Genomic DNA, 25473 nt, shown 5'->3' with positions numbered 1-25473 from the left:
TGTTCGCCTCAATTCTTCGCTTCCGGCCTGCGCCGCCAGTGGCAGCCGGCCACCTCAATCTCAACCCTGGAGTGCGGGTACCCCGCTTGTCCGCCGTATAAAGGCTAGCGCTTCTGCCGATCGCCGGAGCACCCAACGGCAACCACCGCAAGAACCGTTCAGGAACTCTGCACGGGCACCAGGTGCAGAGTTGACGGCCAGCGTTGCGGCGGCTCCCCGAAGGCGGAGTGCGCATTGGCCACAATCTTGTTGCCCATCAGGCGATTACCGACACCGCCAACGACCGCGCCGACCCCGACCGGCATCAGCTTTCCGAATGCGATCGCCCCGCGCTTGAGGGTGTAGCGCTTGACGAAATACCGCAACAATCGGGTGTTCAGCTGTGAGAGCGCGGGCAGCGGCAGCGATGCCGCGCCGTCGGAGAGCCAGCCGCCACTGGTGCGTCGGGACCCGAGCAGGTCGCCGACGGCGCGCTTGCTGTCGTCTCCGACCAGGACCGCGAGTACCAACGCACGGCGGCGTTCGCGTTCGTCGATCGGCACGCCGTACACCTCGGCCATCGCCAGCACGTACAGCGAGGTGGCCTCCAGGAACACCACCGTCTCGCCGGCCACCGCCGACATCGCCATCAGCGTCCCGATGCCGGGGAAGGCCGCGGCCGAGCCGACCGCAACGCCGCTGGCCATCACCGCGGCCTGGTAGCGCTTGTCGAGCACGGCGATCAGGTCGGCCGGCGTAGCGCCGGGCCGGTCGGCACGCAACCGCTCGACGTAAGCCTTCACCGCCGGGCCCTGCACCCGGGCGCCCCGCTCGATGATCCGCGACAGCACCTTGGCGGCGGCACCGGGATCTTCGTTCTGGACAGCCGGGTCCTTGCTCTTGGTACGTGATCGGGCCCTCATCGGTCGCCCCTCCTGTATCAACCTCGGCGGCTGCTCACTCCCAGGCTAATGGGTGGCCGCGACTGACCGGTCAACGCCTGAGCGGCCGGCCGGGGTGCCCGGCGTGATCACGGTCACGGTCTGCGGATTCGGGAAGAAATAAATGGAAAGCGTCGCTAATCAAATTCATGGCAGTATCCCCTGACGTGGACGTGAGGCAGCCGGGACGGACCCGGATGATCGTGGTGCTCGGCCTTCTGGTTGCCCTGGGACCGCTGACCATCGACATGTACCTGCCGGCGCTGCCGAAGATCGCCGAGGAATTGGCGGTCTCCTCGTCGGTGGTGCAGCTGACGCTCACCGGCACACTGGCCGGGCTGGCGCTGGGCCAGCTGATCGTCGGTCCGCTGTCGGACTCGCTGGGGCGTCGCAAACCCCTGATGGCCGGAATCGTGCTGCACATGCTGGCCTCGCTGTGGTGCATGTTCGCCACCGACATCACAATGCTGGGGATCGCGCGTGGCCTCCAGGGAATGGGTGCGGCCGCCGCGATGGTGGTGGCCATCGCCGTGGTGGGTGACCTGTATGCCGATTCGGTGGCTGCCACCGTGATGTCCCGGCTGATGCTGGTGCTCGGGGTGGCCCCGGTGCTGGCGCCGTCGCTGGGCGCGGCGGTGCTGGTGCACGGATCCTGGCACTGGGTGTTCGCCGCGCTGGTCGTGGCGGCGGCGGCGCTGCTGGTGATGGCGGCGCTCGCGCTGCCGGAGACGCTGGCGGTCGACCACCGTCGACCGCTGCGGGCACGCGCGATCACGCTGACCTATCTGGAACTGCTGCGTGACATCCGGTTCGTCATCCTGGTGCTGGTCGGCGCGCTCGGTATGTCCGGGCTGTTCGCCTACATCGCCGGTGCGTCGTTCGTGCTGCAGGGGCGGTTCGGACTCGGCCAGACCGCGTTCGCGCTGGTGTTCGGCGCCGGCGCGGTGGCCCTCATCGGGACCACGCAGTGCAACGTGTTGCTGCTACGCCGTTACGCGCCGCAGCAGATCATGGTGTGGGCGCTGGCGGCCGCCGTCGTGGCCGGTCTGGTGTTCGTCGCACTGGCGTCCACCGGGATCGGTGGCGTGGTCGGGTTCGTGGTCCCGGTGTGGGCGATCCTGGGCGCCATGGGCCTGGTGATCCCCAACGCGCCGGCGGTGGCGCTGACCCGCCACCCCGACGCCGCCGGTACCGCTGCCGCGTTGCTGGGCGCCGTACAGTTCGGCGCCGGTGCGGCCGTGGCGCCGTTGGTCGGCATCCTCGGCAACGATGAGCTGGCCATGGCGCTGGTGATGGCTTCCGGGGTGTCACTGGCGTTGCTCGCGCTGTTGGCGACCGGCTCGCACAAGGTCGTGAGCCGCGACGACGCGGTCGAGCCCGCCGTTGCCAGGCACGGCTGACCGAGTCGTCGTCGGTCGCGGGGGACTTGTCCGGTCTTCGGCGCACCCGTACCGTCGTGCCGGACTGTTCGTCGTCCCCATCCCTTGTTCCGAGTTCTGTGATGCCGCTACCCCTGCCCGCACCCGCTCACGCCGATGCTGCGCCTGCGCAGGTGACCAACCCGTGGCATGCGCTGTGGGCGCTGCTGATCGGGTTCTTCATGATCCTGGTCGACGCCACGATCGTGGCGGTCGCCAATCCGGCGATCATGGCGAGCCTGAACGTCGGCTACGACGCGGTGATCTGGGTGACCAGCGCCTACCTGCTGGCCTATGCGGTGCCGCTGCTGGTGGCGGGCCGGCTGGGGGACCGGTTCGGGCCCAAGAACGTCTACCTTGCCGGCCTGGCGGTGTTCACCCTCGCGTCGCTGTGGTGCGGACTGGCCGACACGATCGGCATGCTGGTGGCTGCCCGCGTGGTGCAGGGCGTAGGTGCGGCGCTGCTGACACCGCAGACGCTCGCTGTGATCACCAGGACGTTTCCCGCGCATCGACGCGGTGTCGCGATGAGCGTATGGGGTGCTACCGCGGGGGTGGCCACGTTGGTGGGTCCGCTGGCCGGCGGCGTGCTGGTCGACACCCTGGGATGGCCGTGGATCTTCATCGTCAACGTCCCCGTCGGGGTGCTGGGGTTCGCGCTGGCGGTGTGGCTGGTGCCGGCGCTGCCGAGGCAGACCAAGCGGTTCGACATCCCGGGTGTGGTGTTGTCGGGCGTGGGTCTGTTCCTGATCGTGTTCGCCCTGCAGGAGGGGCAGTCCCACCACTGGGCCCCGTGGATCTGGGCGTCGATCGCGGTAGGCGTGGTGGTGATGGCGGCGTTCTTCTATTGGCAGTCCATCAACTCCGGTGAACCGCTGATCCCGCTGCGCATCTTCGGTGACCGCGACTTCTCGATGTCCAACCTCGGTGTCGCGACCATTGGTTTCGTGGCAACCGGCATGCTGTTGCCCCTGATGTTCTACGCCCAGGCGGTGTGCGGGCTGTCCCCAACCCGCGCCGCGGTGCTGGTCGCGCCGATGGCGGTGGCCACCGGTGTGCTCGCGCCGTTCGTCGGCAGGATCGTCGACCGGTCACATCCTCGGCCGGTGATCGGTTTCGGCTTTGCGCTGCTGGCGATCGGGGTGACGTGGCTGTCGATCGAGATGACGCCGACGACTCCGATCTGGCGTTTGGTGGTGCCGCTGACGCTGCTGGGTGTGGCGATGGCGTTCATCTGGTCGCCGCTGGCCGCGACCGCCACCCGTAATCTGCCCGCACAGCTGGCCGGCGCCGGTTCCGGGGTCTACAACACCACCCGCCAGGTCGGCTCGGTCGTCGGCAGCGCCGGCATGGCCGCGTTCATGGCCTCCCGGCTGTCGGCCGAAATCCCTGGCGTCGTCGACGCGCCGGCGCGCGCGGAAGCGCCGGTCGGCGGGTTGCCGGCCGACCTGCACGCGCCGTTCGCCGCCGCGATGTCGCAGGCCATGCTGCTGCCCGCATTCGTTGCGCTGTTCGGTGTCATCGCCGCGATCTTCTTCCTGGGGTCCGCCCACCCGGTGTTCGTTCGTTCCTCGGTCCCGGTGCCGCCGACACCGCGCGCCGCCCGCCGCGACGACAACGACGACAACGATGACGGTGCGGTCGGATACCTCGACGATGACGACTACGTCGAGTTCCTCGTCGAGGACTCTCCCGGTGTCGCCGGCACCGCCGCCGCGGCCGATGACACCGACACCGAGCGGCATGCGTGGCGTGCCATCCTCGACCGCATGCTCGACGAGCCAGCCGAGCGCACCGTCAACGGCTCAGCAGTTCACCGGCCGGCGCCATCGGATCCCGACACCTACGGTCGGCACTCACGGTCCTGACCCGCCTCACCCATCAGCTCGGTCAACCGGTCGTTGGTCTTACGCAGCATCGCCGACAGCGCGCCGATCGCCTTCTCCCGCACCCGCGGTTTGTCGGGGAAGGGCGGAAACACGTCGCGCAACACGTTCAGCCGCGCCGAGCCCAACCACTCCATCAGCTCGGGCTCCTGTAACCAACGCAGCTGAGCGCGGTTGTCGCTGCGCAGGATCCGTAACCAGTCCAGCGGTGCGTCCGGGTGCGGGATCGGTGCACACAGGTCGTTGCGGACGGCATCGTCAGCGTAGGTCGCCTCCACGTGCGCGATGAACGCCGCGCTGAAGACCTGCTGACAGCCCCGGACACTCTGCAGAACCATGCGGTCGCCGTCGAACACCGGTACCGACGGCGGTCGCGGCAGGCCCTGGGTGGTGCAATCCACCAACAACGACCGCCCGCTCGGGAGGGTCCCGTCGCGCAGGATCAACTCATCGGCGGCGGCGTGCTGCAGGTGCCCCAGCCGCACCACATCGGTGATCAGGCGCAGTTGCTCGAGCTCGACGACCGACACGATCGCGCAGTGGTACATCGTCGGGCGCACGCCGGGGTCCAGACGCAGCAGATTCTCGTCGGCCTCCAGGCGGTCCAGCAGGTCCTCGATCGAGATGGCTTCGGCGATCGCCTCCATTCGGGAGCCGATCGACGCGCGCAGCTGCTCGGAGAAACTCGTCCCGGGCTGGATGTTGGCGCGGTTGAGCAGCCAGGAGTCGCGCGGCATGATCCAGCGCAGCCGGTCGGCGGGAACCCCGTGCCGCAGTAGCCACAGACAGCAGTCCATGCCGGTCTTGCCGCCACCGACGATCGTGTAGTGCCGGTGTGCGGCGGCGCGGCGCGGCAGATCGTTGGGAGTGACGACATCGACACCGGCCGCGACGGAGAACGGGGGCGGCCTCATCGACTGCACCACGGTCAGCAGATATGTCGCGTCGACCACCCGGCGCCGCACGGTGACCGTGTGTTCGGTGCCGTCCAGCGTGCGGAAACGCCGGTCGCCCAGGTAACGCGATGCGGGGAAGTAGGACAACCGGCCGGTGGGCAGCAGCTGATGGCGCATCACCTGGTCGTAGTAGGCGCACACCTCGTGTCCGGATGCGAGCTCGAAAAACCCGGCATTAAAACCTGATTCGTCGATGCGGTGCTCCGATGGCAGCGGCTGGGAGTTGACGCCGTAGTAGGCCGAGGGCTGGTGCAGCCGGACGAACGGATAGACCGAGTTCCAGTGCCCGCCGGGTTGGTGGTGCTCGTCGACCAAGACGACGGTGTCGTCGGTTTCGGCGAGCATGGTGTCGACGAACGCCATGCCCATGGCGCCCGCCCCGACGACGAGGTAGTCAGCTTCGATGCTGGTCACTGCACGCCAGGCTAGCCGAACAGCACGGCAGGGTTGAGATAGCCGGTCGGGTCGAACGCCGATTTCACGGTTCGCATCGCCGCGATGTCCGCCGCGGTCCGCGACATCGATAGGTAGTCGCGTTTGCGGGTGCCCACGCCGTGCTCGGAGCTGACGTTTCCGCCGTGCCCGGCGATCAGCGCCATCATCGCCGCGTACAGGGCCTGCTCATCGGCTTTGTCGAGCGCGCAGCGCACCAGGTTGAGGTGGAGGTTGCCCTCACCGATATGGCCGAACAGCACCGCGATGGCGTCGGGGGCGTGCTCGGCGACCACCGTCCGGGCTGCGTCGGCGAACCGACGGATCGCCGAAAGGGGCAGCGAGACATCGAATTTCAGGGGAGGGCCGTACACCCCGAGTACATCGGCGACGGCTTCGCGCAGCTGCCACAGGCGTTGTGCGGCCGCGGCGTCCAGGCCGACCGCCGGCTCGTCGGCCAGCTCGGCGTCGGCCAGGGCCTCGGCGAGCCGCTCGGTCAGCACGTCTTGGCGGTCGCCGATGAGTTCGACCAGCAGCAGCCATTCGCCGGCCACCGGTGCGTGCACGTCGGCGTGCTCGGCGGTCAACGCGGCTGCCCGCGCGTCGAGCAGTTCCAGCGCCGCGATGCCGGCCAGGTCGCGGAAAATCCGGCCGATGGCGATCAGTGCGTCGAGGTCGGCGAAACCGCAGACCGCGGTGACCCGCCGACCGGGGTCGGGATACAGGCGCAGGTCCAGGCCGGTGATGACGCCGAGCGTGCCTTCGGCGCCGACGAACAGCGACGCCAGGTCGTAGCCGGTGTTGTCGCTGCGGACCTGGCTGTGCCGGGCCAGCACCGACCCGTCCGGCAAAACCACGTCCAGGCCGATGACCTGATCGCCCATGTCGCCGTAGCAGACCGTCCGCAAGCCCCCGGCGTTCGTCGAGGCCATGCCCCCGACGGTGGCCGAGTCGCGCGCGGCCAGGTCCACACCGAACACCAGACCGGCCGCCGCGGCTGCCTTCTGCAGGTCGGCCAGGGTCACCCCGGCGCCGGCGTGTACGCGCCGCTCCACGACGTCGACCTCGCCGATGTCGCGAAGTCGTTCGGTGGACACCAGCACGTCGTCGTTCTCCGGCACGGTGCCCGCCACCAGGGAGGTGCGCCCGCCCTGCACCGTCACGAACGCTCCGGCGTCACGGCACGCCCGCAGCACCGCGGCGACCTCGTCGGCCGACCCCGGCCGCACCAGCGCCCGGGCCCGACCGCGGTAGCGGCCGGTGTGGTCGACGCTGCGGCCGTCGAGGACGTCGGGGTCGGTGCTGACGTGACGGGACCCGACGATGGCCGCGAGCCGTTCCACCAGCTTTTCGGTCACCTCGTCGGTGTATCACATGCCGTCAGGGCCAGGAACGCGCCCAACTCCACCAGTCGGTCCGGAGTCGACGGCAGATACTCGGTCAGTTGCGCCGAACGCACCACCACGGCCAGGTACTTCGCCCTGCTGACCGCGACGTTGAGACGATTGCGATTCAGCAGGAACGACATTCCGCGTGGGACGTCGTCAACCGAGGATGCCGTCATCGAGACGAACACCACCGGCGCCTGTCGGCCCTGGAACTTGTCGACCGTCCCCACCCGGACCTCGGCCAGGCCGGCGGCGTCCAGCCGGCGCCGCACCGTCACCACCTGCGCGTTGTAGGGCGTCACGACCAGCACGTCGCGCTGGTCCAGCGCTCGGGTGCCGTGTTCGTCGGTCCAGCGGGTGCCCAGCAGCGGGGTGATCTCGGCGACGATCGCGGCGGCCTCTTCGGGACTGTCGGTGGCATTGCCGGTGTGATCGAGCAGCAGGGTACGCACGCCGGCATCGACACCGTCGAGTCGGCGTGCCGCGGTCACATCCCGCTGCGACCGCAGCCGCCGGTCATAGGACAGCCGGGACACCGCAGCGCAGACCTGCGGGTGCATGCGATAGGACAGGTCCAGGAAGTAACCGCGCTCGGCAGGCAGCGTGTTGTGCCCGTCGACGAGCCAACCCAACGCCGAACCGTCGACCGGCTCCGGATGCACCCCTTGGCTGACCTGGGGGAGCTGTTGCGGGTCACCGAGCAGCAGCAGGTTGCGCGCCGCGCGGGCCACCGCGATGGTGTTGGCGAGGCTGAACTGTCCGGCTTCCTCGACGACCAGCAGGTCCAGGCTGTGCGCGGTGATCTTGGTGGCGTTGGCGAAGTCCCAGGCGGTGCCGCCGACGACACATCCTTCGTGGTCGGCGATGAACGGGGCGAAATCGGGGTTGGTCAGCTCGGTCCAGCCGGCGCTGACCGTGTTGAGCTTCTTTCCGATGACTGCGGGGGCGACTCCGGCGGCGATGATGTCGTCGAAGAGGTGCTCGACCACAGCGTGCGACTGCGCGACCACGCCGACACGCCACCGGTGGGTGTTGACCAGCCCGGCGATGGCCCGGGCCGCGGTGAAGGTCTTGCCGGTGCCGGGCGGACCGTGCACCGCCAGGTAGGACGCGTCCAGGTCCAGCAGTGCGGTGGTGATATCGGCGACGATGTCGGTGCTGCGGGGCAGTGCGGCGGCGCTGACGGTGCGCGGCGGTCGGCGCAGCAGGATGTCGGTCACCGCGTCGGCAGGCAGATCGGGGAGACCGTCGGCAACCACGGCCGCGGTCGCTGCGATGGACTCCTGCAGCGGCTTGGTGCTGATCGGTGCTTCGGGTGTGAGCGCGAACGGAACCTGGTCGTAGACGTCGCCGTCTCTGGGCGGGCGTTCGCAGACGATGACCTCGGTGGGTGCTTCGGTGTTGTCGCATTCGAGCACCGTCACCGGGCCGAACCCGCGCCGGTCCGGGTCATCGGACAAGCCCCGCGGAGCCGGCGGGTCGTAGAGCGCGTAGGGCTTCGCGCTGAGCTCGCCGGTGGCGATCTGCCCGTGCAGACGCACATGGCGTTGCGGTTTGCGCGCCCGTGGTGGTTGGTGCCAGTCGGCGACCACCTCGTGGTGCTCGACGAGGAACACGCCCCCGCTGTCTGCCCACTCCTCGACGGGATTGTTCACCCGGTCGAAGTGGCCCCACCAGAACGGCTTGTCCTCGCGTTTGTGAAAACCCATGGCAGCAGCGAACATCGCCGCGGCAACCTGTTCGGGGCGGCGATCGGCCACTGCGTCGCCGGCGAAGGCGCACAACGCACGCTCGGCTGTGTCCGACTGTGGGTCGGCGGGCGCGGCGGTGGCCGTCTGGTGGGCGGTCAGGGTCAGCGGACCGCGCGGCGGAACCGCACTGTCGATCGCACGGGCCATCAACCAGTCCCGCAACCGGCGGGTGGATCGGCAGTCGTAGCGGTTGTACTCCTCGATCTGCTTGAGCACGTTCGCGGCCTCGTCGAGTCGGCCGCGCTCACGCAGTTCGCAGTAGCGGGCGTATTCGGTGATCGATGCGGTGGCGGTGGTGACCTCACCGGTGCGCAGCTCGTTACCCATGTACAGCGGTTCCAGGGACTTGATGCTGTAATTCTCGGTGCCGACCCGAATGCTCTTGCGCACCAACGGGTACAAGTCGACCAGGATGCCCTCGCGCAGCAGCGCGTCGACGTCGTGCTCGCCGACCCCGTAACGGCCGGCCAAGCGCAACAGCGCGCTCTTCTCGTAGGCCGCGTAGTGGTAGATGTGCATCCCGGGATGGCGGCGCCGCTGTCTGCGCACCATTTCCAGGAAGTCCACCAGCGCCTGACGCTCGTCGGGTCGGTTGTGTGCCCAGAACGGGTGGAAGTCGCCGGCCATGGTCAGCACGCCCCACAGGTACTCCAAACCCCATTCCCGACCGTCCTCGGTCCATAACGGATCACCTTCGAAGTCGAAGAACAGGTCGCCCTTGTTCGCATCCGGCAGCACCATCAACGGCTGCGGGTCCACGACCTCATAGGGCGGCTTGCCGTCCACCGGCCCGGATATCTGCAGGCGTGCCTGCGCGCGCAGCGCGGTGAAGCTGCGTGGGGAGACGTCCGGCGGCGGCGCTGCGGCGTAGGCCGCCAGCTCGGCCACCGTGGTGATGCCGGCATCGACCAGCCGGGCCCGCTGGCCGGCCCGCATCCCGGCCACCAGCAGCAGATCGTCGTGGGCGCGCACTTGTATTTGGCATTCGTCGCACCGGAAGCACGCTCGCACCTGTTCGTCTTCCCAGGTCACCGGCCGTCCGCCGGCGAGGTGACGGTCCAGCAGGAGTTGTAGCGCGTCGCGCCGGGGCCGGTAGACCGGGAGTAGTTCGTCGACCGGGTAGCTGACGGTGCGGCCGTCGCCGAGCATCAGGTCGACCTCGTCGGCCATCGCGACGCCGGCGCCGGACAGGGTCTGGGCGTAGGCGGCCAGCTGGAGCAGCGCCTCCACCTTGACCGACCGCGCCAGCTTGGTGTCGCGCAGCCGGTAGCGCGGACCCTCGGGGCCGTCCTCGAGCAGCATGAAGTCGGCGAAGCCGACAAAGCGCCCGTCGAACATCGCAGCTTGGTAGATCACCGGAGCGCGGCGTTGCACCGCGCGCAGTGTCTGCTCGGCGGCCGCGCTCAATCCCGCCAGCGTGTAGGTCGGCCGTCCGATGACGGTCACCTCGGCATCCTCGCGCAGCTGCTCGAGATGGCGCTGTTCATGTTCGTCACCGAGCTCCGCGGTCCGGGCGAGCAGCTCGTCGTCGGCTGAAACCGCTGGGCCCCAACCTAATCGGGCATCGAAGCTGCGCAGCAGCGCGTATTCGCACCGGGCCGCGGCGGCGAGGTCGGATGCGCTGAAAAGCACGCGATCCTCGATGACGAACACGCCGCCACTGTAGGCCAGCGCACCGACACCCTCTCCTTACGCGGCGCGCGTCGGTCGATCAGCGCGGCGCGTTGCCGATCAGCTCGACACCGCTGCCGTTCCACCGGAACCGCACCACGCTGTCGAGGCCCTCGACTCCGCTGGAGTATTTCAACGCGACGGTGTCACCGGTGCTGGCCGCTGGTTCCAGGCCGTTGAAGCCATAGGTGTCGGGCACCCCGGTCGGGATGAACTTGCCGAGGTGAAACAGCACCGCGCGGGTGTTCGGGTTCTCGGCGTTGGTGTTGGCCTTGACGATCACCGCCGACAGTGGCGCGCACTCGTTGTAGTTGCCGGCCAGCGGTTCGGGGCTCCACCCCTGATTCGAGCGCGGGTCCGGCGGCAGTTCGGACACTGCGCGGGTGATCTCCGGCGCGGCCAGGTTGACCTCGCACGGGTCGTCGGCCGGGGTGGGCCCAGGTGCCGGCGGGGTGAGAACCGGCGGGGGTTCGGCCGCGGGTGTGGATACCGCGGTCGGGCCCGGCGTCTTGGACACCGTGGAGTCACCGGAACTGCAGCCCGCCACCGCCATCACCACCGCGCCGGCGAGGGTTCCGATGGCCCCGATGGTCCCAGCCCACTTCACAACAGCGCACCGTACCGTGGGACGCCGGGCAGCCAGTCGAGGCTCGCGGGCGGCACACCTCGGCGTTGCCACTAGACTTCCACCACGATGAGCCCCTCGGATCCGGCGCCCGACAGTGCAGACGCACCTGGTGACCTGAGCTTTGCTGACCTGCAGATTCACCCCGCGGTACTGCAGGCGATCAACGACGTCGGCTACGAGTCGCCGTCACCGATCCAAGCCGCAACCATTCCGGCGATGCTGGAAGGCTCCGATGTCGTCGGCCTGGCTCAGACCGGTACCGGCAAGACCGCGGCGTTCGCCATTCCGCTGTTGTCCAAGATCGACACCGACAGCCGCCACACCCAGGCGTTGGTGCTGGCCCCCACCCGCGAGCTGGCGTTGCAGGTCGCCGAGGCGTTCAGCCGCTACGCCGCGCACCTGCGCGTCAACGTGCTCCCGGTGTACGGCGGTAGCTCCTACGGGCCGCAGTTGGCCGGCCTCAAGCGTGGCGCGCAGATCGTCGTCGGAACCCCGGGGCGGGTCATCGACCACCTGGAGAAGGGCAGCCTGGACCTGTCGCGGCTGGATTACCTGGTGCTCGACGAAGCCGACGAAATGCTGCAGATGGGATTCGCCGAGGACGTCGAGCGCATTCTGTCCGACACACCGGAGTACAAGCAGGTGGCGCTGTTCTCGGCGACCATGCCACCGGCGATCAAGAAGATCACCGCCAAGTACCTCCACGATCCCGTCGAGGTCACGGTCAAGTCGAAGACACAGACCGCTGAGAACATCACCCAGCGCTACATCCAGGTGTCCTACCCGCGCAAGATGGACGCGCTGACCCGATTGCTCGAGGTCGAGCAGGGCGACGCGATGATCGTGTTCGTTCGCACCAAGCAGGCCACCGAAGAAGTCGCCGAGAAGCTGCGGGCCCGCGGGTTCGCCGCGGCCGCCATCAACGGCGACATTGCCCAGGCGGTTCGAGAACGCACCATCTCGCAGCTCAAAGATGGTTCGATCGACATCCTGGTCGCCACCGACGTCGCTGCTCGCGGATTGGACGTCGAGCGGATCTCCCACGTGGTGAACTTCGACATCCCACATGACCCGGAGTCCTACGTGCACCGCATCGGGCGCACCGGACGTGCCGGCCGGTCGGGTTCGGCGCTGCTGTTCGTCACCCCGCGCGAGCGTCACCTGCTCAACGCGATCGAACGCGTCACCCGGCAGAAGCTCGTCGAATCGGAGTTGCCCTCGGTCGAGGACGTCAACGAGAAGCGGGTGTCCAAGTTCCGTGACTCGATCACCGAGGCGCTCAACGCACCGGGCCTCGACCTGTTCCGCCGGTTGGTCGAGGCCTACGAGCGCGACCATGACGTGCCGATGGCCGACATCGCCGCGGCGTTGGCGTTGCAGAGCCGCGACGGCGGAGAGTTCCTGATGACCGAGCCGCCGCCGGAGAAGAAGCGCGAGCGTCGAGACAAACCCACCCGCGAGGACCGGCCCCCGCGGGAGCGGCGCAGCGACCTGGCGACCTACCGCATCTCGGTCGGAAAACGCCACAAGGTCGCACCGGGCGCGATCGTCGGGGCCATCGCCAACGAGGGCGGGTTGCACCGTTCGGACTTCGGGCACATCGCGATCAAGTTGGATTATTCACTGGTCGAACTACCCGCCAAGCTGTCCGGTAAGACGCTCAAAGCGTTGGAGAACACCAGGATTCAGGGTCAGCTGATCAACCTCGAACCCGATCGCGGCGCCAAACCGCATCGCGGAAAGCACACATCGAGGTGACGTTGTCCGACAGGACAGCAGCCCAGGGTGGCCTGGAGTCGATCACCGCGACGGGGCGCGTCGACGCACTGACCGGGATCCGGGCTGTCGCGGCGTTGCTGGTGGTGCTCACCCACGCGGCGTACACCACCGGCAAGTACCCGCAGGGCTATCTGGGCCTGGTGTACTCGCGGATGGAGATCGGTGTGCCGATCTTCTTCGTGCTGTCCGGGTTTCTGCTGTTCAGCCCTTGGGTGAAGGCCGCTGCGAGTGGCAGCGAGCCACCGTCGGTGCGCCGCTACGCCTGGCACCGGGTGCGCCGCATCATGCCGGCCTACGTCGTCACCGTCCTGGCGGCGTATCTGGTCTACCACTTCCGCACGGGTGGCCCGAACCCCGGCCACACCTGGGAGGGGTTGTTCCGCAACCTCACGCTGACCCAGATCTACACCGACGGCTACCTGTTCTCCTATCTGCACCAGGGCCTGACCCAGATGTGGAGCCTGGCCGTGGAGGTGGCGTTCTACCTGGTGCTGCCCGCGCTGGCCTATCTGTTGCTGGTGCCGCTGTGCCGGCGGCGGTGGCGGCCGCACCTGCTGCTGGCCGGCCTGGCGGGTCTTGCGCTGGTGTCGCCGGCGTGGTTGTGGCTGGTCCACAGCGTCGACTGGCTGCCCGACGGCGCACGGCTGTGGCTGCCCGGCTACCTGGTGTGGTTTCTCGGCGGCATGATGCTGGCCGCACTACAACCCCTCGGGGTGCGTGCCTACGCGCTGGCATGCCTACCGCTGGCGCTGATCTGCTACGTCATCGTGTCGACGCCGATCGGCGGGGCCCCGACCACCTCGCCCGCCGAGCTGTGGGAGGCGTTGGCCAAGACCGCGTTCTACGCGGTGATCGCCACCCTGGTGGTTGCGCCGCTGGCGCTGCGCGGGGAACCTGGTGCCGAGCGGCCTGGCTGGTACGAACGTCTACTGGCCAGCCGGCCGATGGTGTTCCTGGGCGAGATCTCCTACGAGATATTCCTGATCCATCTCATCCTGATGGAGGTGGTGATGGTCGAGGTGGTGCGTTACCCGATCTACACGGGGTCGGTGTGGTGGTTGTTCGCCGTCACGATGGTGGTCACGATCCCGCTGTCCTGGCTGCTGCACCGGTTCACCCGGGTGCGCTGACCGGTCACGGCAGCGGCGAATCGAGCTGGCGGGCCGGCAGCACCGTCGGCACCACGAACTCCTCCAGCATGCTGCGCTCGTCGTCCTCGTCGCGGCCGGGAAAGACCAGCAACGACATCATCACCCGCACCAGCCAGCGGGCCCGATGAGCGACCAGCTCGGGGTCGTCGGAACCGAGCGAGATCACGAACGCCTCGGTCAGCGCGCTGACAACCTGGGACTGCTCGGCCATCTCACCGCCGATCGGTCGCTGGGTGTCGGCGAACCAGGAGGCCAGTGTGGGGCTGGTGCGCACGTTGCGCAGCGAGGACAGCATGCCCTCGATCAGGCGCTGCCGGGGGTCGCGGATCGCGGTGATCTGATCGGTCATCTCGCGGTAGAGCCGGTAGCTCTCCCGGTTGACGAACGCGGTGTACAGCGCCTCACGGTTCTCGAAGTACCGGTACAGGGTGGCGCGCGAACAGCCCGCCGCGGCGGCGATCTCGTGCATCCCGACGGTGGCGGCTTCTTTGGTGGCGAACAGCTCGCCGGCGGCGTCGAGGATGCGGTCGGCGGCCACCTCGGTGCGTCGCGTGCCCAGCCAGTCGCCGGCCATCAGCGGGTCACCGTGAACGGCACCGACAGCGGGCGCCGCACGTAGTTGCCGCCCGACCAGACGATGCCGGTCTCGTCGACCTCGAATTCGGGGATCTGGGTCAACAGTTCGGTCAGCGCGACGCGGGCCTGCATTCGTGCCGCCGCCGCGCCCAGGCAATGGTGCGCGCCGTGGCTGAACGTCAGGATGTTGCGGGGTCGCCGGGTGACATCGAGGTCGCCGGCATCGGGTCCGTACTGGCGTTCGTCACGGTTGCCCGACCCGTAGAGCAGCATCGCCCGCCGGCCTTCGGGGATGGTCACCCCGGCGACGGTGACGTCGCGGGTGACGGTGCGGCCCAGCATCTGCACCGGCGAGGTCAGCCGCAGCAGTTCGTCGACCGCGTCACCGACCCGTTCGGGATCTGCGGCCAGCAGCGCGCGCTGGTCTGGCCGTTCGTGCAGCAGTTGCACCGAGCCGCCCAGCATCCCGGTGGTGGTGTCGTTGCCGCCGGTGACCATCGTGAAGGTGAACGCCAGGATCGACAGCACTCCGGAGATGTCGCCGTCTGCCCCGACACCGGCGGCCACCAGGTGCGAGACGGTGTCGTCTTCCGGTTCGGTGCGCCGGCGTTCGATCAGCGCGGTGAAGTAACCCATCATGTCGCCCAGCGCCTCGCCCACGGTGGCGATGGACCCGCCGATACCACCCTCGGCGGTGTTGGCGGCCACGATGGCGTCGGTCCAGCCGTCAAACTGGCCGCGGTCGGCTTCGGGCACACCGAGATAGTGCGCGACGACCATCGACGGCAGTGGTTTGAACAGCTCGGCGACGATGTCACCGCCGCCGTTGTCCCGGATCCGCTGCACACGCTCGCGGACGAAGGCACGTACCGTCGGTTCGACCGATTCCACCTGGCGTGGCGTGAACCCACGCGAGACCAGTCGGCGGAACTCGGTGTGCACGGGCGGGTCCTGCATCACCATCGGCGGGTTGTCGGCCAGACCGATCAGCTCGAGCTCGCCGTAGTTGACGGTCAGGCCCTGCGCCGAGGAGAACCTCTGGTGGTCGCGCGCGGCCGCCCAGATGTCGGCGTGCCGGGAGAGCACGTAGTAGTCGTGATCGGGGTTGTCGGCCGGGATCACGTGGTGCACCGGGTCGTGGTCGCGCAGCGACCGGTACATCTGCCATGGGTGTGCCCACGTCGCCGCGTCGCACAGCTCGAAGCGCGCCGCCGACGCGTGAGACAGAACCGCATTCATGTCTTATTCGTACGACAAGTTGCCTTGATTGTCAATCGATCGGTCGCAGGTGGACTCACCGCTGCCGGGGTCGGTAAGGCTACCCTCAGTACAGCGAACCTCAGTGCACAGCGGTCCGGTCATCCGCCGGAAGCCGGGGACGCGCGGGAGAGGAGAGGCGATGGCTCGCGGTTTCCAAGGCGCGGTGCTGCGCGGGCTGGGTGCCCGTGACCACGAGGCCACGGTGCTGGAGAAGCGCTACCTGGCGCCGCACTTCGTGCGAGTACGAATGGCCGCCCCCACCCTGTTCGAGGATGTGGTCGCCGAACCGACGACCTGGCTACGGTTCTGGTTCCCCGACCCCGACGGTTCGGACACCGAGTTCCAGCGCGCCTACACGATCACCGAGGCCGAACCCGACAGCGGGCGCTTCGCCGTCGACATGGTGCTGCACGATCCGGCCGGACCGGCCTCGACCTGGGCGCGCGACGTCGAACCGGGCACGACGATCTCGGTGGTCTCGCTGGGTTCCAAAGGCTTTTGCGTTCCCGAGGACGCGCTCGACCGCCCGGCCGGGTATCTGCTGATCGGGGATTCGGCGTCCACCCCGGCGATCAACGGCATCATCGGCGCGGTCCCCGACGACATCCCGATCGAGCTCTACCTCGAGCAACACCGGGACGACGACCGGCTGATCCCGATTACCGAGCATCCCCGACTGACGCTGCACCGGGTGCCGCGCCGCGGCACCGACTCGCTGAGCGCCGCTGTCGAGGCCAGGGACTGGTCGAACTGGTATGCCTGGGTCGGGCCCGAGGCCGGCTCGCTGAAGCCGCTGCGCGCACGGTTGCGCGACGAGTTCGGCTTCCCCAAGCAGGAGATCCACGCGCAGGCCTACTGGACGCAAGGCCGGGCGATGGGCTCGCACCGTGGCGGCGACAGCGCCGACGTCAAAGCCGAGGCGAGCTGGGAGGCGGCGTCCTCGCCGACTGCCACTGTGCCGCACCGCCAAGAGCCGACGGCCGACGCGGGGGCCCGCGGGCGCTGGCGGGCCGAGGGGGCCGGCCGGCTGCTTGCCCCGCTCCGCAGGCCGCTGATCGTGGCCGGGGCGTTGCAGGCGGTCATCACGGTGATCGAGCTCGCCCCGTTCGTGCTGCTGGTCGAGCTGGCCCGGCTGCTGCTCACCGGCGCCGGGCAGGACCGGTTGTGGGGGTTGGGCCTGACCGCGGTGTCGTTGCTGGGCATCGGAGCGTTCCTGGCGGCGGCGCTGACGCTGTGGTTGCATCGGCTCGACGCCCGGTTTGCCCATCAGCTGCGGAATCGATTGCTGACCAAGATGTCTCGGCTGCCGCTGGGATGGTTCACCCGGCGCGGCTCGGCATCGGTCAAACAGCTCGTCACCGACGACGCACTGGCACTGCACTATCTGGTCACCCATGCCATCCCTGATGCAGTGGCCGCGATCGTCGCTCCCGTCGCGGTGTTGGTGTACCTGTTCGTCGTCGACTGGCGCATCGCGCTGCTGCTGTTCGGCCCGGTGCTGGTCTATCTCGTCCTGATGTGGGTGATGATGGTGCAGTCGGGCTCCAAGATCACTCAGGCGCCGCGCTGGGCTGAACGGATGAGCGCCGAAGCCGGCGCCTATCTGGAAGGGCAACCGGTCATCCGGGTCTTCGGCGGTGTGGCCGGGTCCAGCTTCCGGCGCCGGCTCGACGACTACATCGATTTCCTCAACAGCTGGCAGCGCCCGTTCGTCGGCAAGAAGACGCTGATGGACATCGTCACCCGGCCCTCGACCTTCCTGTGGCTGATACTGGTTGCCGGTGTCCCGCTGGTGGTCTCGGGCAGCATCGATCCGGTGAACCTGCTGCCCTTCTTGTTGCTGGGCACCACATTCGGCTCCCGATTGTTGGGAATCGGATACGGCATGGGTGGCATCCAGAGCGGAATGCAGGCCGCCCGGCGGATTCAGACCGCGCTCGACGAAACCGAGCTCGACGTCGTTGCGGCACCAGCGGCCGACCAGAGCGCCGCAGGTGAGTTGGAGTTCGACCACGTCAGCTTCAGTTACCGCTCGGGGATACCGGTGATCGACGACGTGACGCTGACGTTGCGGCCGGGCACGGTGACCGCGCTGGTCGGACCGTCGGGCTCGGGCAAGTCCACGCTGGCTGCGCTGGCCGCGCGGTTCCACGACGTGGCCGCCGGCACCATCCGTATCGGCGGCCGTGACATCCGCACCCTGTCGGCCGACGAGTTGTACCGTCGTATCGGATTCGTCCTGCAGGACACCCAGCTGGTGCACGGCACCGTCGCGGAGAACATCGCGCTGGCTGCTCCAGACGCCGGCATCGACCGCATCCACGCGGCCGCCCGGGACGCTCAGATCCACGAGCGCATCCTGCGCATGCCCGACGGCTATGACACCGTGCTGGGAGCCGGTTCGTCGCTGTCCGGTGGGGAACGGCAACGGCTGACCATCGCCCGCGCGATCCTGGCCGACACCCCGGTGCTGGTCCTCGACGAGGCCACCGCGTTCGCCGACCCCGAGTCGGAATACCTTGTCCAGCAGGCCCTCAACCGGCTCACCCGGGAGCGCACCGTCCTGGTCATCGCGCACCGGCTGCACACCATCACCGACGCCGACCAGATCGTGGTGCTCGATCACGGCAGGATCGCCGAAGTCGGCACCCACGACGAGCTGCTTGCGCGCGGTGGGCGATACCGTGCGCTGTGGGACTCCGGGCTTGCCGGCCGTCACCGTGCGCAGACACCCCGCCACGACCGTGCGGAGGCACCCCGCTTCGACGGTGCGGGAGCACCCCGCCTCGACGGTGCGGGAGCACCCCGATGATCGGGACTCTGCTGCGGTTGCTGCCCGACGACCGTCGTGGCCAGGTCGGCGGATACGCTGCGCTGACCCTGCTTTCGGTGCTGCTGCGCGCCGGCGCGACGGTGCTGTTGATCCCGCTGCTGGCCGCGCTTTTCGGCGACGCGCCCGCGCAGGCCTGGCCATGGCTGGGCTGGTTGACCGCGGTGACGCTCATCGGATGGGTGGTCGACACCTCCACTGCGAGGAAGGGATTCGAACTCGGGTTCGCGGTGCTCGACCGGGCCCAGCACGACATGGCGGACGCGCTGCCCGACGTCACGCTTAGCTGGTTCGACCAGCAGAACACCGCGACCGCGCGGCAGGCGATCGCCGCGACCGGGCCGGAACTGGTCGGTTTGGTGGTCAACCTGTTGACCCCGTTGATCGGTGCCGTGCTGCTGCCGGCGGCGATCAGCCTGGCGCTGCTGTTCGTGTCGGTGCCGCTCGGGCTGGCTGCGCTGGCCGGGGTGGCGGTGCTGTTCGGTGCGCTGTGGCTGTCCGGCCGGTTCAGTCGCACCGCTGACGCGGTGGCCGACCAGACCAATGCGGCGTTGACCGAACGCATCATCGAGTTCGCGCGCACCCAGCAGGCCCTGCGCGCGGCCCGCCGGGTCGAACCGGCGCGCAGCCTGGTGGGCGGTGCCCTGCAAGCCCAGCACGGCGCCGGCCTGCGGCTGCTGACCATGCAGATTCCCGGTCAGCTGTTGTTCAGTGTGGCCAGTCAGCTGGCGTTGATCCTGTTCGCGGGGATGACCGCCTGGTTGACCGTGCGCGGCGAGCTCGGTGTCACCGAAGCGGTCGCGCTGATCGTGGTGTTGGCCCGCTACCTGGAACCGTTCGCGGTGGTCAGCGAACTCGCCCCGGCCATCGAGTCGATCCGCGCCACCCTCGACCGGATCCGCAGCGTGCTCGATGCCCCCAAGCTGAGCGTCGGTACCCGATCGCGCACCGACGAGAACGGCGCAGCAGCAATCACTTTCGAGGATGTCAGCTTCGGCTACGGCGACCAACGGGTGCTGGACCGGATGAGTTTCACTTTGTCGCCCGGCTCCACCACGGCGATCGTCGGGCCCTCGGGCTCAGGCAAGAGCACCATCCTGGCGCTGATCGCCGGTCTGCACGAGCCGCAGGCCGGCCGGGTGCTCATCGACGGCGTCGACCTGGCGGCGCTGGAGCCCGATGCCCGCCGCGGTGCGGTCAGCGTGGTGTTCCAGCACCCATATCTGTTCGACGGTGCGTTGCGCGACAACGTCGTCGCCGGCGATCCCACCGCTGATGCCGCCGCGGTCTCGACGGCCATGCGGTTGGCGAGGGTGGACGAACTGACCGCGCGGCTACCCGACGGGGAAGCCACCCTGGTCGGGGAAGCCGGAGCGGCCCTGTCGGGTGGCGAGCGGCAGCGGGTCAGCATCGCGCGAGCGCTGCTCAAGCCGGCCCCGGTACTACTCGTCGACGAGGCGACCAGCGCGCTGGACACCGAGAACGAGGCCGCCGTCGTCGACGCGCTGACCGCCGATCCGCGTCCCCGCACCCGCGTCATCGTCGCGCACCGGCTGGCCAGCATCCGCCACGCCGACCGGGTGCTGTTCGTCGAGGACGGGCGGGTGGTCGAGGACGGGACGATCGACGAACTGCTCTCTGCGGGAGGGCGATTCGAGCAGTTCTGGGGTCAGCAGCAGGCCGCCTCGAACTGGCAGATCGGCACCGGCAGCTGACCGTCGGCGCTTGCGCTAGAAGCCGGCGCCTGGGTTGAGAATGCCGTCGGGGTCCAGCGCGGCCTTGATCCGACGGTTGAGCTCCATGACCTCGGGGCCGAGCTGACCGGCCAGCCAGGGTCGCTTCAGGCGTCCGACACCGTGTTCGCCGGTGATGGTCCCGCCCAACCCGACAGCCAGATCCATGATCTCGCCGAACGCCAGCTGGGCCCGCTGGTGCATCGCCGAATCAGCCGGATCGAAGACGATCAGCGGGTGGGTGTTGCCGTCCCCGGCATGGGCGATGACCGAGATCACCACATCGCGGTCGGCGGCGATCTTGTCCACACCGCTGACCAGCTCCGCCAGAGCGGGCAGCGGAACCCCGACGTCTTCGAGGAGCAGTGAGCCCTTGGCCTCCACTGCCGGGATCGCGAACCGGCGGGCAGCGACGAAGGCTTCGCCCTCGTCCGGGTCGGATGTCGAAAACACCTCTGTGGCACCGTGTTCGGTGAACACCGCCGCCATGAACTCGACGTCTTCGGTGCCGGCGGCGCCGCGGTCGTCGGAGGACGCGACCAGCATGGCCGCCGCGGTGCGGTCCAGGCCCATCTTCAGCTTGTCCTCGACGGCGTTGATCGCCACCGAGTCCATGAATTCCAGCATCGAGGGCCGGATCCTGCCGGTGATGCTGACCACCGCGTCACAGGCGGCGCTCACCGAATCGAACGTCGACACCACGGTGGCGCCCCGGTGCTGGGCCGGCAGCAACTTGACCGTCACCTCGGTCACCACTCCGAGGGTGCCCTCGCTGCCGACGAACAACTTCGTCAACGGCAGTCCTGCGGCGTCCTTCAGGCGTGGACCACCGAGGCGCACCGCGGTGCCGTCGGCAAGCACCACCTGCAACCCCAGTACGTAATCGGTGGTCACCCCGTATTTCACGCAGCACAGGCCACCGGCGTTGGTTGCGACGTTGCCGCCGATGCTGCATATCTCGAACGACGACGGGTCCGGCGGGTACCACAGCCCGTACTCGGCGACCGCCTTCTTCACCTCGGCGTTGAGCAGCCCCGGCTGCACCACCGCGGTTCGGGTGACCGGGTCGACGGTGATGTCGCGCATCTTCTCGGTAGACAACACGATTCCGCCGTCCAGAGCTGTGGCGCCACCAGAGAGCCCGGTGCCCATGCCGCGCGGGACCACCGCGATCCGGTGCGCGCAGGCCCAGCGCAGCACCTGCTGCACGTCCTCGGTGTGACGTGGCCGAACCACCGCCAGCGGTGTGCCGGCACCGGGGTCGGCGGCGCGATCCTGCCGATAGGACGCCACGATGTCGGGGTCGGTGATCACCATGCCCTCGGGGATTTCGGCGATCAGCCCGGCCAGCGCGTCCACTCCGCAATCCTATGCGGGCGGCGGCACCGGCTCGTCGAGATCGCGCAGCGCCGGCAGGAATGCCGCGACCAGTCCCAGCAGCAGCATCGGAACCGACAACGCCAGAAAGGTCGTGTGCAGCCCGGCCGAGTCCGCCAGCGGGCCGGCCACGATCAGGCCCAGCGGTCCGGCGGCGTAAGCCAGCGACCCCATCACCCCGACGACGCGTCCGCGCAGGTGTTGTGGGGCCCGCGTCTGCATCACGAAGTTGTAGATCGGCTGGATCGGGCCGTAGGCGAACCCACCGATCACGGCCATCACCAGGATGACCGGGAGCGGAGGCAGGAACGCGATGACCGTCATGGTGGCGCCCAGGGTCAGCACCGCGGCGATCATCGTGACGCGCCGGCTGATATAGCGAGAGGTCACCGCGTAACCCAGTGCCCCGATCAGTCCACCCAGCGACAACGCCATCAACACCCAGCCCAGCTGTGCGGGCTCGTCGCGGTCGGTGAAGTACTTCGGGAACAACACGCTCTCCATCGGCATGTACAACCCGACGACCACCAGGTCGATCAGCGCCAGCACCCGCAGCACCCGCAGGTTCCAGACGAAGCGCAGCCCTTCGACGATCCCGGCCCACACGTGCTCAGGCAGTTCGCTGCGGTCGGGTACTCCGGCACCTGCCAATCGCAGCGCCGCGATCAACCCGATCGACACCGCGAACGTCGCTGCGGTGACCCACATCGTGTTCACCCCACCGAGCGTGGCGATCAGCAGCCCACCGATACCCGGGCCCACGATGTAGGCCAGGTTGAAGACCGCTTCGTAGTAGCTGTTGGCTTTGTCCAGCGTCCAGCCGGCGTGCACCGCGGCTTCGGGCAGCATCGTCTCGCGCGCGGTCATGCCGGCCGGGTCGAAGACCGCTCCCAGCGCGGCCAGCACCGCGACGTTGACCGCCTCGACGCCGAAGGCCAGCGCGATCACCGGTACCGCGGCCACCGAGAGCCCGGAGAGCAGATCCGAGATCATCGAGACCCGGCGCCTGCCCAGGTAGTCCACCGCGGCGCCGGCGAACACGGTGGCGACCAGCAGCGGCAGCGTGCCGGCCATCGCCACCACAGAGGCTTCCAGCGCCGAACCGTTGCGCTGCAGTACCAGCCACGGGAACGCGATGATCGAGATGCCGTTGCCCGCACCGGCCATCAGCGCCGCGGACAGTATCAGCAGGATGGGCCCGCGTTCGCCGGTGATCATGATTCGCGGTGAATGTACCGCCACGCGATGGCGGCGGCGAACGAATTTCGTCGGCCGGGCACACTGGGCGGGTGATGCTGCCGCACCCGCGCATTGGAGGCGCGTTCTGCTCACCGGTGCGGCCCGGCTCGGGCTGGCCCGGGGACCCGGCCACGCCACGGACTGCGGTGGCGACGACGCCGGCTGACGTGGCGGCCATGGCCGCAGGTGTGCGCACACTCCGCCAGGTCGACGCCGCGGTGTCGGTATGCCGGGCCTGTCCGCGGCTGGTGGCGTGGCGCGAACAGGTCGCCGCCGACAAGCGCAAGTCCTACGCCGACCAGCCGTACTGGGGGCGGCCGGCACCCGGCTTCGGTGCGGCCCGGCCCCGGATCTGGGTGCTCGGTCTCGCCCCGGCCGCTCACGGCGCCAACCGCACCGGACGGGTGTTCACCGGGGACCGCTCCGGCGACTTCCTGTACGCGTCGCTGCACCGCAGCGGGCTGGCCAACCAGGAGCTCTGTGTCGACAGCGCCGATGGCCTGGTGCTCCATGATGTTCGGGTGGTCGCGTCGGTGCGCTGCGCGCCGCCGGCCAACGCGCCCACCCCCGCCGAGCGCAGCGCCTGTGCGCCCTGGCTGGACGCCGAATGGCGATTGACCGAGGCTGATGTCCGGGTGATCGTCGCGCTCGGCGGATTCGCGTGGCAGGTCGGGTTGGCGATGATCCGGCGCCATGGGGGCACCGTCGGCGTCCCGGCGCCGAAGTTCGGCCACGGTGTGACCGCAACGCTGAGCACACCCCGCGGCCCGGTGCAGCTGCTGGGTTGCTTTCACCCCAGCCAGCAGAACACCTTCACCGGTCGGCTGACCCCGTCGATGATGGACGACGTCTTCGCCACCGCCCGCCAGTTGGCGATTACGGCGCGCTAAACGACGCTGTCGGTGCTCGAGCGCGCCGAAACCGCGGCGGGTGGCGGGAACGCGCGAACCCGGGCGTGCGTTGACCTGGTAATGCGTCTTTCTGTACTCGACCTCGTCCCCGTCCGGTCCGACCAGACGACCGCCGACGCCCTGGCTGCCACGACGCGGCTCGCCCAGGTCGCCGATGGGCTCGGCTACACCCGGTACTGGGTGGCCGAGCACCACAACATGCCCTCGGTCGCCGCGACCAGCCCGCCGGTGTTGATCGCCCACCTGGCCGCGCACACGACGGCGCTGCGACTGGGTTCCGGTGGGGTGATGCTGCCCAACCATGCGCCGCTGGCGGTCGCCGAGCAGTTCGCGCTGCTGGAGGCTGCTCATCCCGGCCGCATCGATCTCGGCATCGGTCGTGCCCCGGGTTCGGATCCGGTCACCTCGATGGCGCTGCGCGGCGCTGCAGGGCGTGACGATCGCGACATCGAAGCCTTCCCCGACTACCTCGACGATGTCGTCGCGCTGATGAGCAGCAACGGAGTGCGGGTCCCGTTGCCGCGTGACCTGATGCGCGACAACTACGTCCTCAAGGCCACACCGGCCGCGGTCACCGAACCCAGGCTGTGGCTGCTCGGTTCGTCGATGTACTCAGCGCGGCTGGCCGCGGCCAAGGGGTTGCCGTACGTGTTCGCCCACCACTTTTCCGGGCAAGGCACCGAAGAGGCCCTACGGCTGTACCGCGACGACTTCCGGCCCAGCGAGTCAACCCCTGAACCGGTGACCTTCCTGACCGTCAACGCGGTGGTGGCCGCGACCGGCGACGAGGCGATGCGGCTGATCCTGCCGAACCTGCAGATGATGGCCAGGCTGCGGACCGGTCAGCCGCTGGGCCCGCTCGACCTCGTCGAAGACGCCGAAGCCCAGCAGCTCAGCGCTCGGGCGCAGGCGATCGTCCAGGCCGGGCTACACCAAGCGGTGGTGGGCTCGCCCGAGCAAGCGGCTGAGCAACTGCACGCACTGGCCGAAAGGTTCGCCGTCGATGAGGTGATGGTCCACCCGGTGGCCTCGGCCCACCGCGGTGTGGACCCGGCGACGGCCCCGGCCCGGGAAGTCACTCTCGAACTGTTGGCAAAGGCGGTGTTCTAGGGCCGCGGGGTGAGCCGCACAATCGGGATCGGGCGGCTGGTCCGCTTCTGGTACCCGTTGTAGCGGTTCGAGTTCTGTGCGTTGACCAGCGCCCACATCCGGGCATAGTCGGGGTCGTCGGCATGCACCGGGGTCGCGCTGACTTTCAGCCGCCGGGTCCCGAGGTTGATCTCGATGTTCGGGTCGGCCTTGAGGTTGTGGTACCAGCCGGGGGCCTTCGGGTCCCCGCCCTTGGACGCGACCACCAGGTAGTCGCCTCGGTCCGGAAAGTAGGACAGTGTGGTGGTGCGCGCCTTTCCGGTCTTGGCGCCCACTGTGTGCAACAACAGGCTCGGTGGTACGCCCGGCAGCGGAATCCGATGGCCGACAAGGCCGTTCGTGCGCTGGTAAAGCGCGTCATGCAGCATCAACAGCCGGTATCCGACGTTTTGTTCGACCCACTGCGCAACACTCATGG

Annotated in this window: 18 protein-coding genes; 8 read left to right on the top strand and 10 right to left on the bottom strand. The window is 68.8% G+C overall.

Translation table 11 applies throughout. The features are described 5' to 3' along the window. Positions 1–158 precede the first annotated feature (158 nt). Positions 159–902 (bottom strand): hypothetical protein, encoded by a 744-nt coding sequence (locus tag KXD98_RS18915; protein ID WP_260759865.1) that lies wholly within the window; start codon positions 900–902, stop codon positions 159–161. A gap of 167 nt (positions 903–1069) precedes the next feature. Between KXD98_RS18915 and KXD98_RS18910 the strand changes: the two genes are divergently transcribed. Together KXD98_RS18910 and KXD98_RS18905 are read left to right on the top strand one after the other, a co-directional pair. Further along, positions 1070–2320, top strand: coding sequence for a multidrug effflux MFS transporter (locus tag KXD98_RS18910; protein WP_260759864.1), 1251 nt, complete (start codon positions 1070–1072; stop codon positions 2318–2320). Between the two features lie 101 nt (positions 2321–2421). Continuing rightward, complete coding sequence (locus tag KXD98_RS18905) at positions 2422–4206, top strand: MFS transporter (RefSeq protein WP_260759863.1); 1785 nt, start codon at positions 2422–2424, stop codon at positions 4204–4206. Here KXD98_RS18905 and KXD98_RS18900 read toward each other — a convergent pair. From KXD98_RS18900 to KXD98_RS18885, 4 genes are read right to left on the bottom strand one after another with little or no spacing between them, the layout of a single operon-like run. Continuing rightward, the gene (locus tag KXD98_RS18900) at positions 4182–5594 is read right to left on the bottom strand and encodes an NAD(P)/FAD-dependent oxidoreductase (protein ID WP_396881626.1); all 1413 of its coding nucleotides are present in this window, start codon (positions 5592–5594) and stop codon (positions 4182–4184) included. The genes KXD98_RS18905 and KXD98_RS18900 overlap by 25 nt on opposite strands. Positions 5595–5605: 11 nt before the next feature. After that, positions 5606–6970 (bottom strand): FAD-binding oxidoreductase, encoded by a 1365-nt coding sequence (locus KXD98_RS18895; protein ID WP_260759862.1) that lies wholly within the window; start codon positions 6968–6970, stop codon positions 5606–5608. Further along, on the bottom strand, positions 6967–10404 hold the full coding sequence (locus tag KXD98_RS18890) for a TM0106 family RecB-like putative nuclease (RefSeq protein WP_260759861.1): 3438 nt from the start codon (positions 10402–10404) through the stop codon (positions 6967–6969). The genes KXD98_RS18895 and KXD98_RS18890 overlap by 4 nt, the downstream gene beginning before the upstream one ends. A gap of 58 nt (positions 10405–10462) precedes the next feature. Further along, positions 10463–10975, bottom strand: a complete 513-nt coding sequence (locus KXD98_RS18885; protein ID WP_260765302.1) for an LppP/LprE family lipoprotein — start codon at positions 10973–10975, stop codon at positions 10463–10465. A gap of 141 nt (positions 10976–11116) precedes the next feature. On the opposite strand from KXD98_RS18885, the gene KXD98_RS18880 reads away from it, so the two are divergent. Both KXD98_RS18880 and KXD98_RS18875 read left to right on the top strand, forming a co-directional pair. Continuing rightward, positions 11117–12808 (top strand): DEAD/DEAH box helicase, encoded by a 1692-nt coding sequence (locus tag KXD98_RS18880; protein ID WP_260759860.1) that lies wholly within the window; start codon positions 11117–11119, stop codon positions 12806–12808. After that, a complete protein-coding gene (locus KXD98_RS18875; RefSeq protein ID WP_260759859.1) occupies positions 12805–13959 on the top strand; it encodes an acyltransferase in 1155 nt (384 codons plus the stop codon). The genes KXD98_RS18880 and KXD98_RS18875 overlap by 4 nt, the downstream gene beginning before the upstream one ends. Before the next feature lie 4 nt (positions 13960–13963). On the opposite strand, the gene KXD98_RS18870 is transcribed toward KXD98_RS18875, so the two are convergent. Together KXD98_RS18870 and KXD98_RS18865 are read right to left on the bottom strand one after the other, a co-directional pair. Next, positions 13964–14554, bottom strand: a complete 591-nt coding sequence (locus KXD98_RS18870; RefSeq protein ID WP_260759858.1) for a TetR/AcrR family transcriptional regulator — start codon at positions 14552–14554, stop codon at positions 13964–13966. Next, positions 14554–15795 carry a cytochrome P450 gene (locus KXD98_RS18865; protein WP_260759857.1) on the bottom strand — a complete coding sequence of 414 codons (1242 nt, stop codon included), beginning with the start codon at positions 15793–15795 and terminating at the stop codon, positions 14554–14556. The genes KXD98_RS18870 and KXD98_RS18865 overlap by 1 nt, the downstream gene beginning before the upstream one ends. Positions 15796–15955: 160 nt before the next feature. Between KXD98_RS18865 and KXD98_RS18860 the strand changes: the two genes are divergently transcribed. Further along, positions 15956–18628 carry an ABC transporter ATP-binding protein/permease gene (locus tag KXD98_RS18860; RefSeq protein ID WP_260759856.1) on the top strand — a complete coding sequence of 891 codons (2673 nt, stop codon included), beginning with the start codon at positions 15956–15958 and terminating at the stop codon, positions 18626–18628. Next, a complete protein-coding gene (locus KXD98_RS18855; RefSeq protein ID WP_260759855.1) occupies positions 18625–20361 on the top strand; it encodes an ABC transporter ATP-binding protein in 1737 nt (578 codons plus the stop codon). The genes KXD98_RS18860 and KXD98_RS18855 overlap by 4 nt, the downstream gene beginning before the upstream one ends. A 15-nt stretch (positions 20362–20376) precedes the next feature. On the opposite strand, the gene KXD98_RS18850 is transcribed toward KXD98_RS18855, so the two are convergent. Both KXD98_RS18850 and KXD98_RS18845 read right to left on the bottom strand, forming a co-directional pair. Continuing rightward, complete coding sequence (locus tag KXD98_RS18850; protein WP_260765301.1) at positions 20377–21696, bottom strand: FAD-binding oxidoreductase; 1320 nt, start codon at positions 21694–21696, stop codon at positions 20377–20379. Positions 21697–21747: 51 nt separating this feature from the next. Beyond that, positions 21748–22974, bottom strand: coding sequence for an MFS transporter (locus KXD98_RS18845; RefSeq protein ID WP_260759854.1), 1227 nt, complete (start codon positions 22972–22974; stop codon positions 21748–21750). A gap of 74 nt (positions 22975–23048) precedes the next feature. On the opposite strand from KXD98_RS18845, the gene KXD98_RS18840 reads away from it, so the two are divergent. Together KXD98_RS18840 and KXD98_RS18835 are read left to right on the top strand one after the other, a co-directional pair. Next, positions 23049–23885 carry a uracil-DNA glycosylase gene (locus KXD98_RS18840; RefSeq protein WP_313901295.1) on the top strand — a complete coding sequence of 279 codons (837 nt, stop codon included), beginning with the start codon at positions 23049–23051 and terminating at the stop codon, positions 23883–23885. Positions 23886–23966: 81 nt separating this feature from the next. After that, on the top strand, positions 23967–25016 hold the full coding sequence (locus KXD98_RS18835) for an LLM class flavin-dependent oxidoreductase (protein ID WP_260759853.1): 1050 nt from the start codon (positions 23967–23969) through the stop codon (positions 25014–25016). Here KXD98_RS18835 and KXD98_RS18830 read toward each other — a convergent pair. After that, positions 25013–25471: a nitroreductase family deazaflavin-dependent oxidoreductase gene (locus KXD98_RS18830; protein ID WP_260759852.1), complete on the bottom strand. Its 459-nt coding sequence runs from the start codon at positions 25469–25471 to the stop codon at positions 25013–25015. The two genes, KXD98_RS18835 and KXD98_RS18830, sit on opposite strands and share 4 nt — an antisense overlap. Positions 25472–25473: the final 2 nt, after the last annotated feature.

Source organism: Mycobacterium sp. SMC-4 (genome assembly GCF_025263265.1).
Lineage (GTDB): Bacteria > Actinomycetota > Actinomycetes > Mycobacteriales > Mycobacteriaceae > Mycobacterium.
This window is presented reverse-complemented; position numbering and strand designations above follow the sequence as displayed.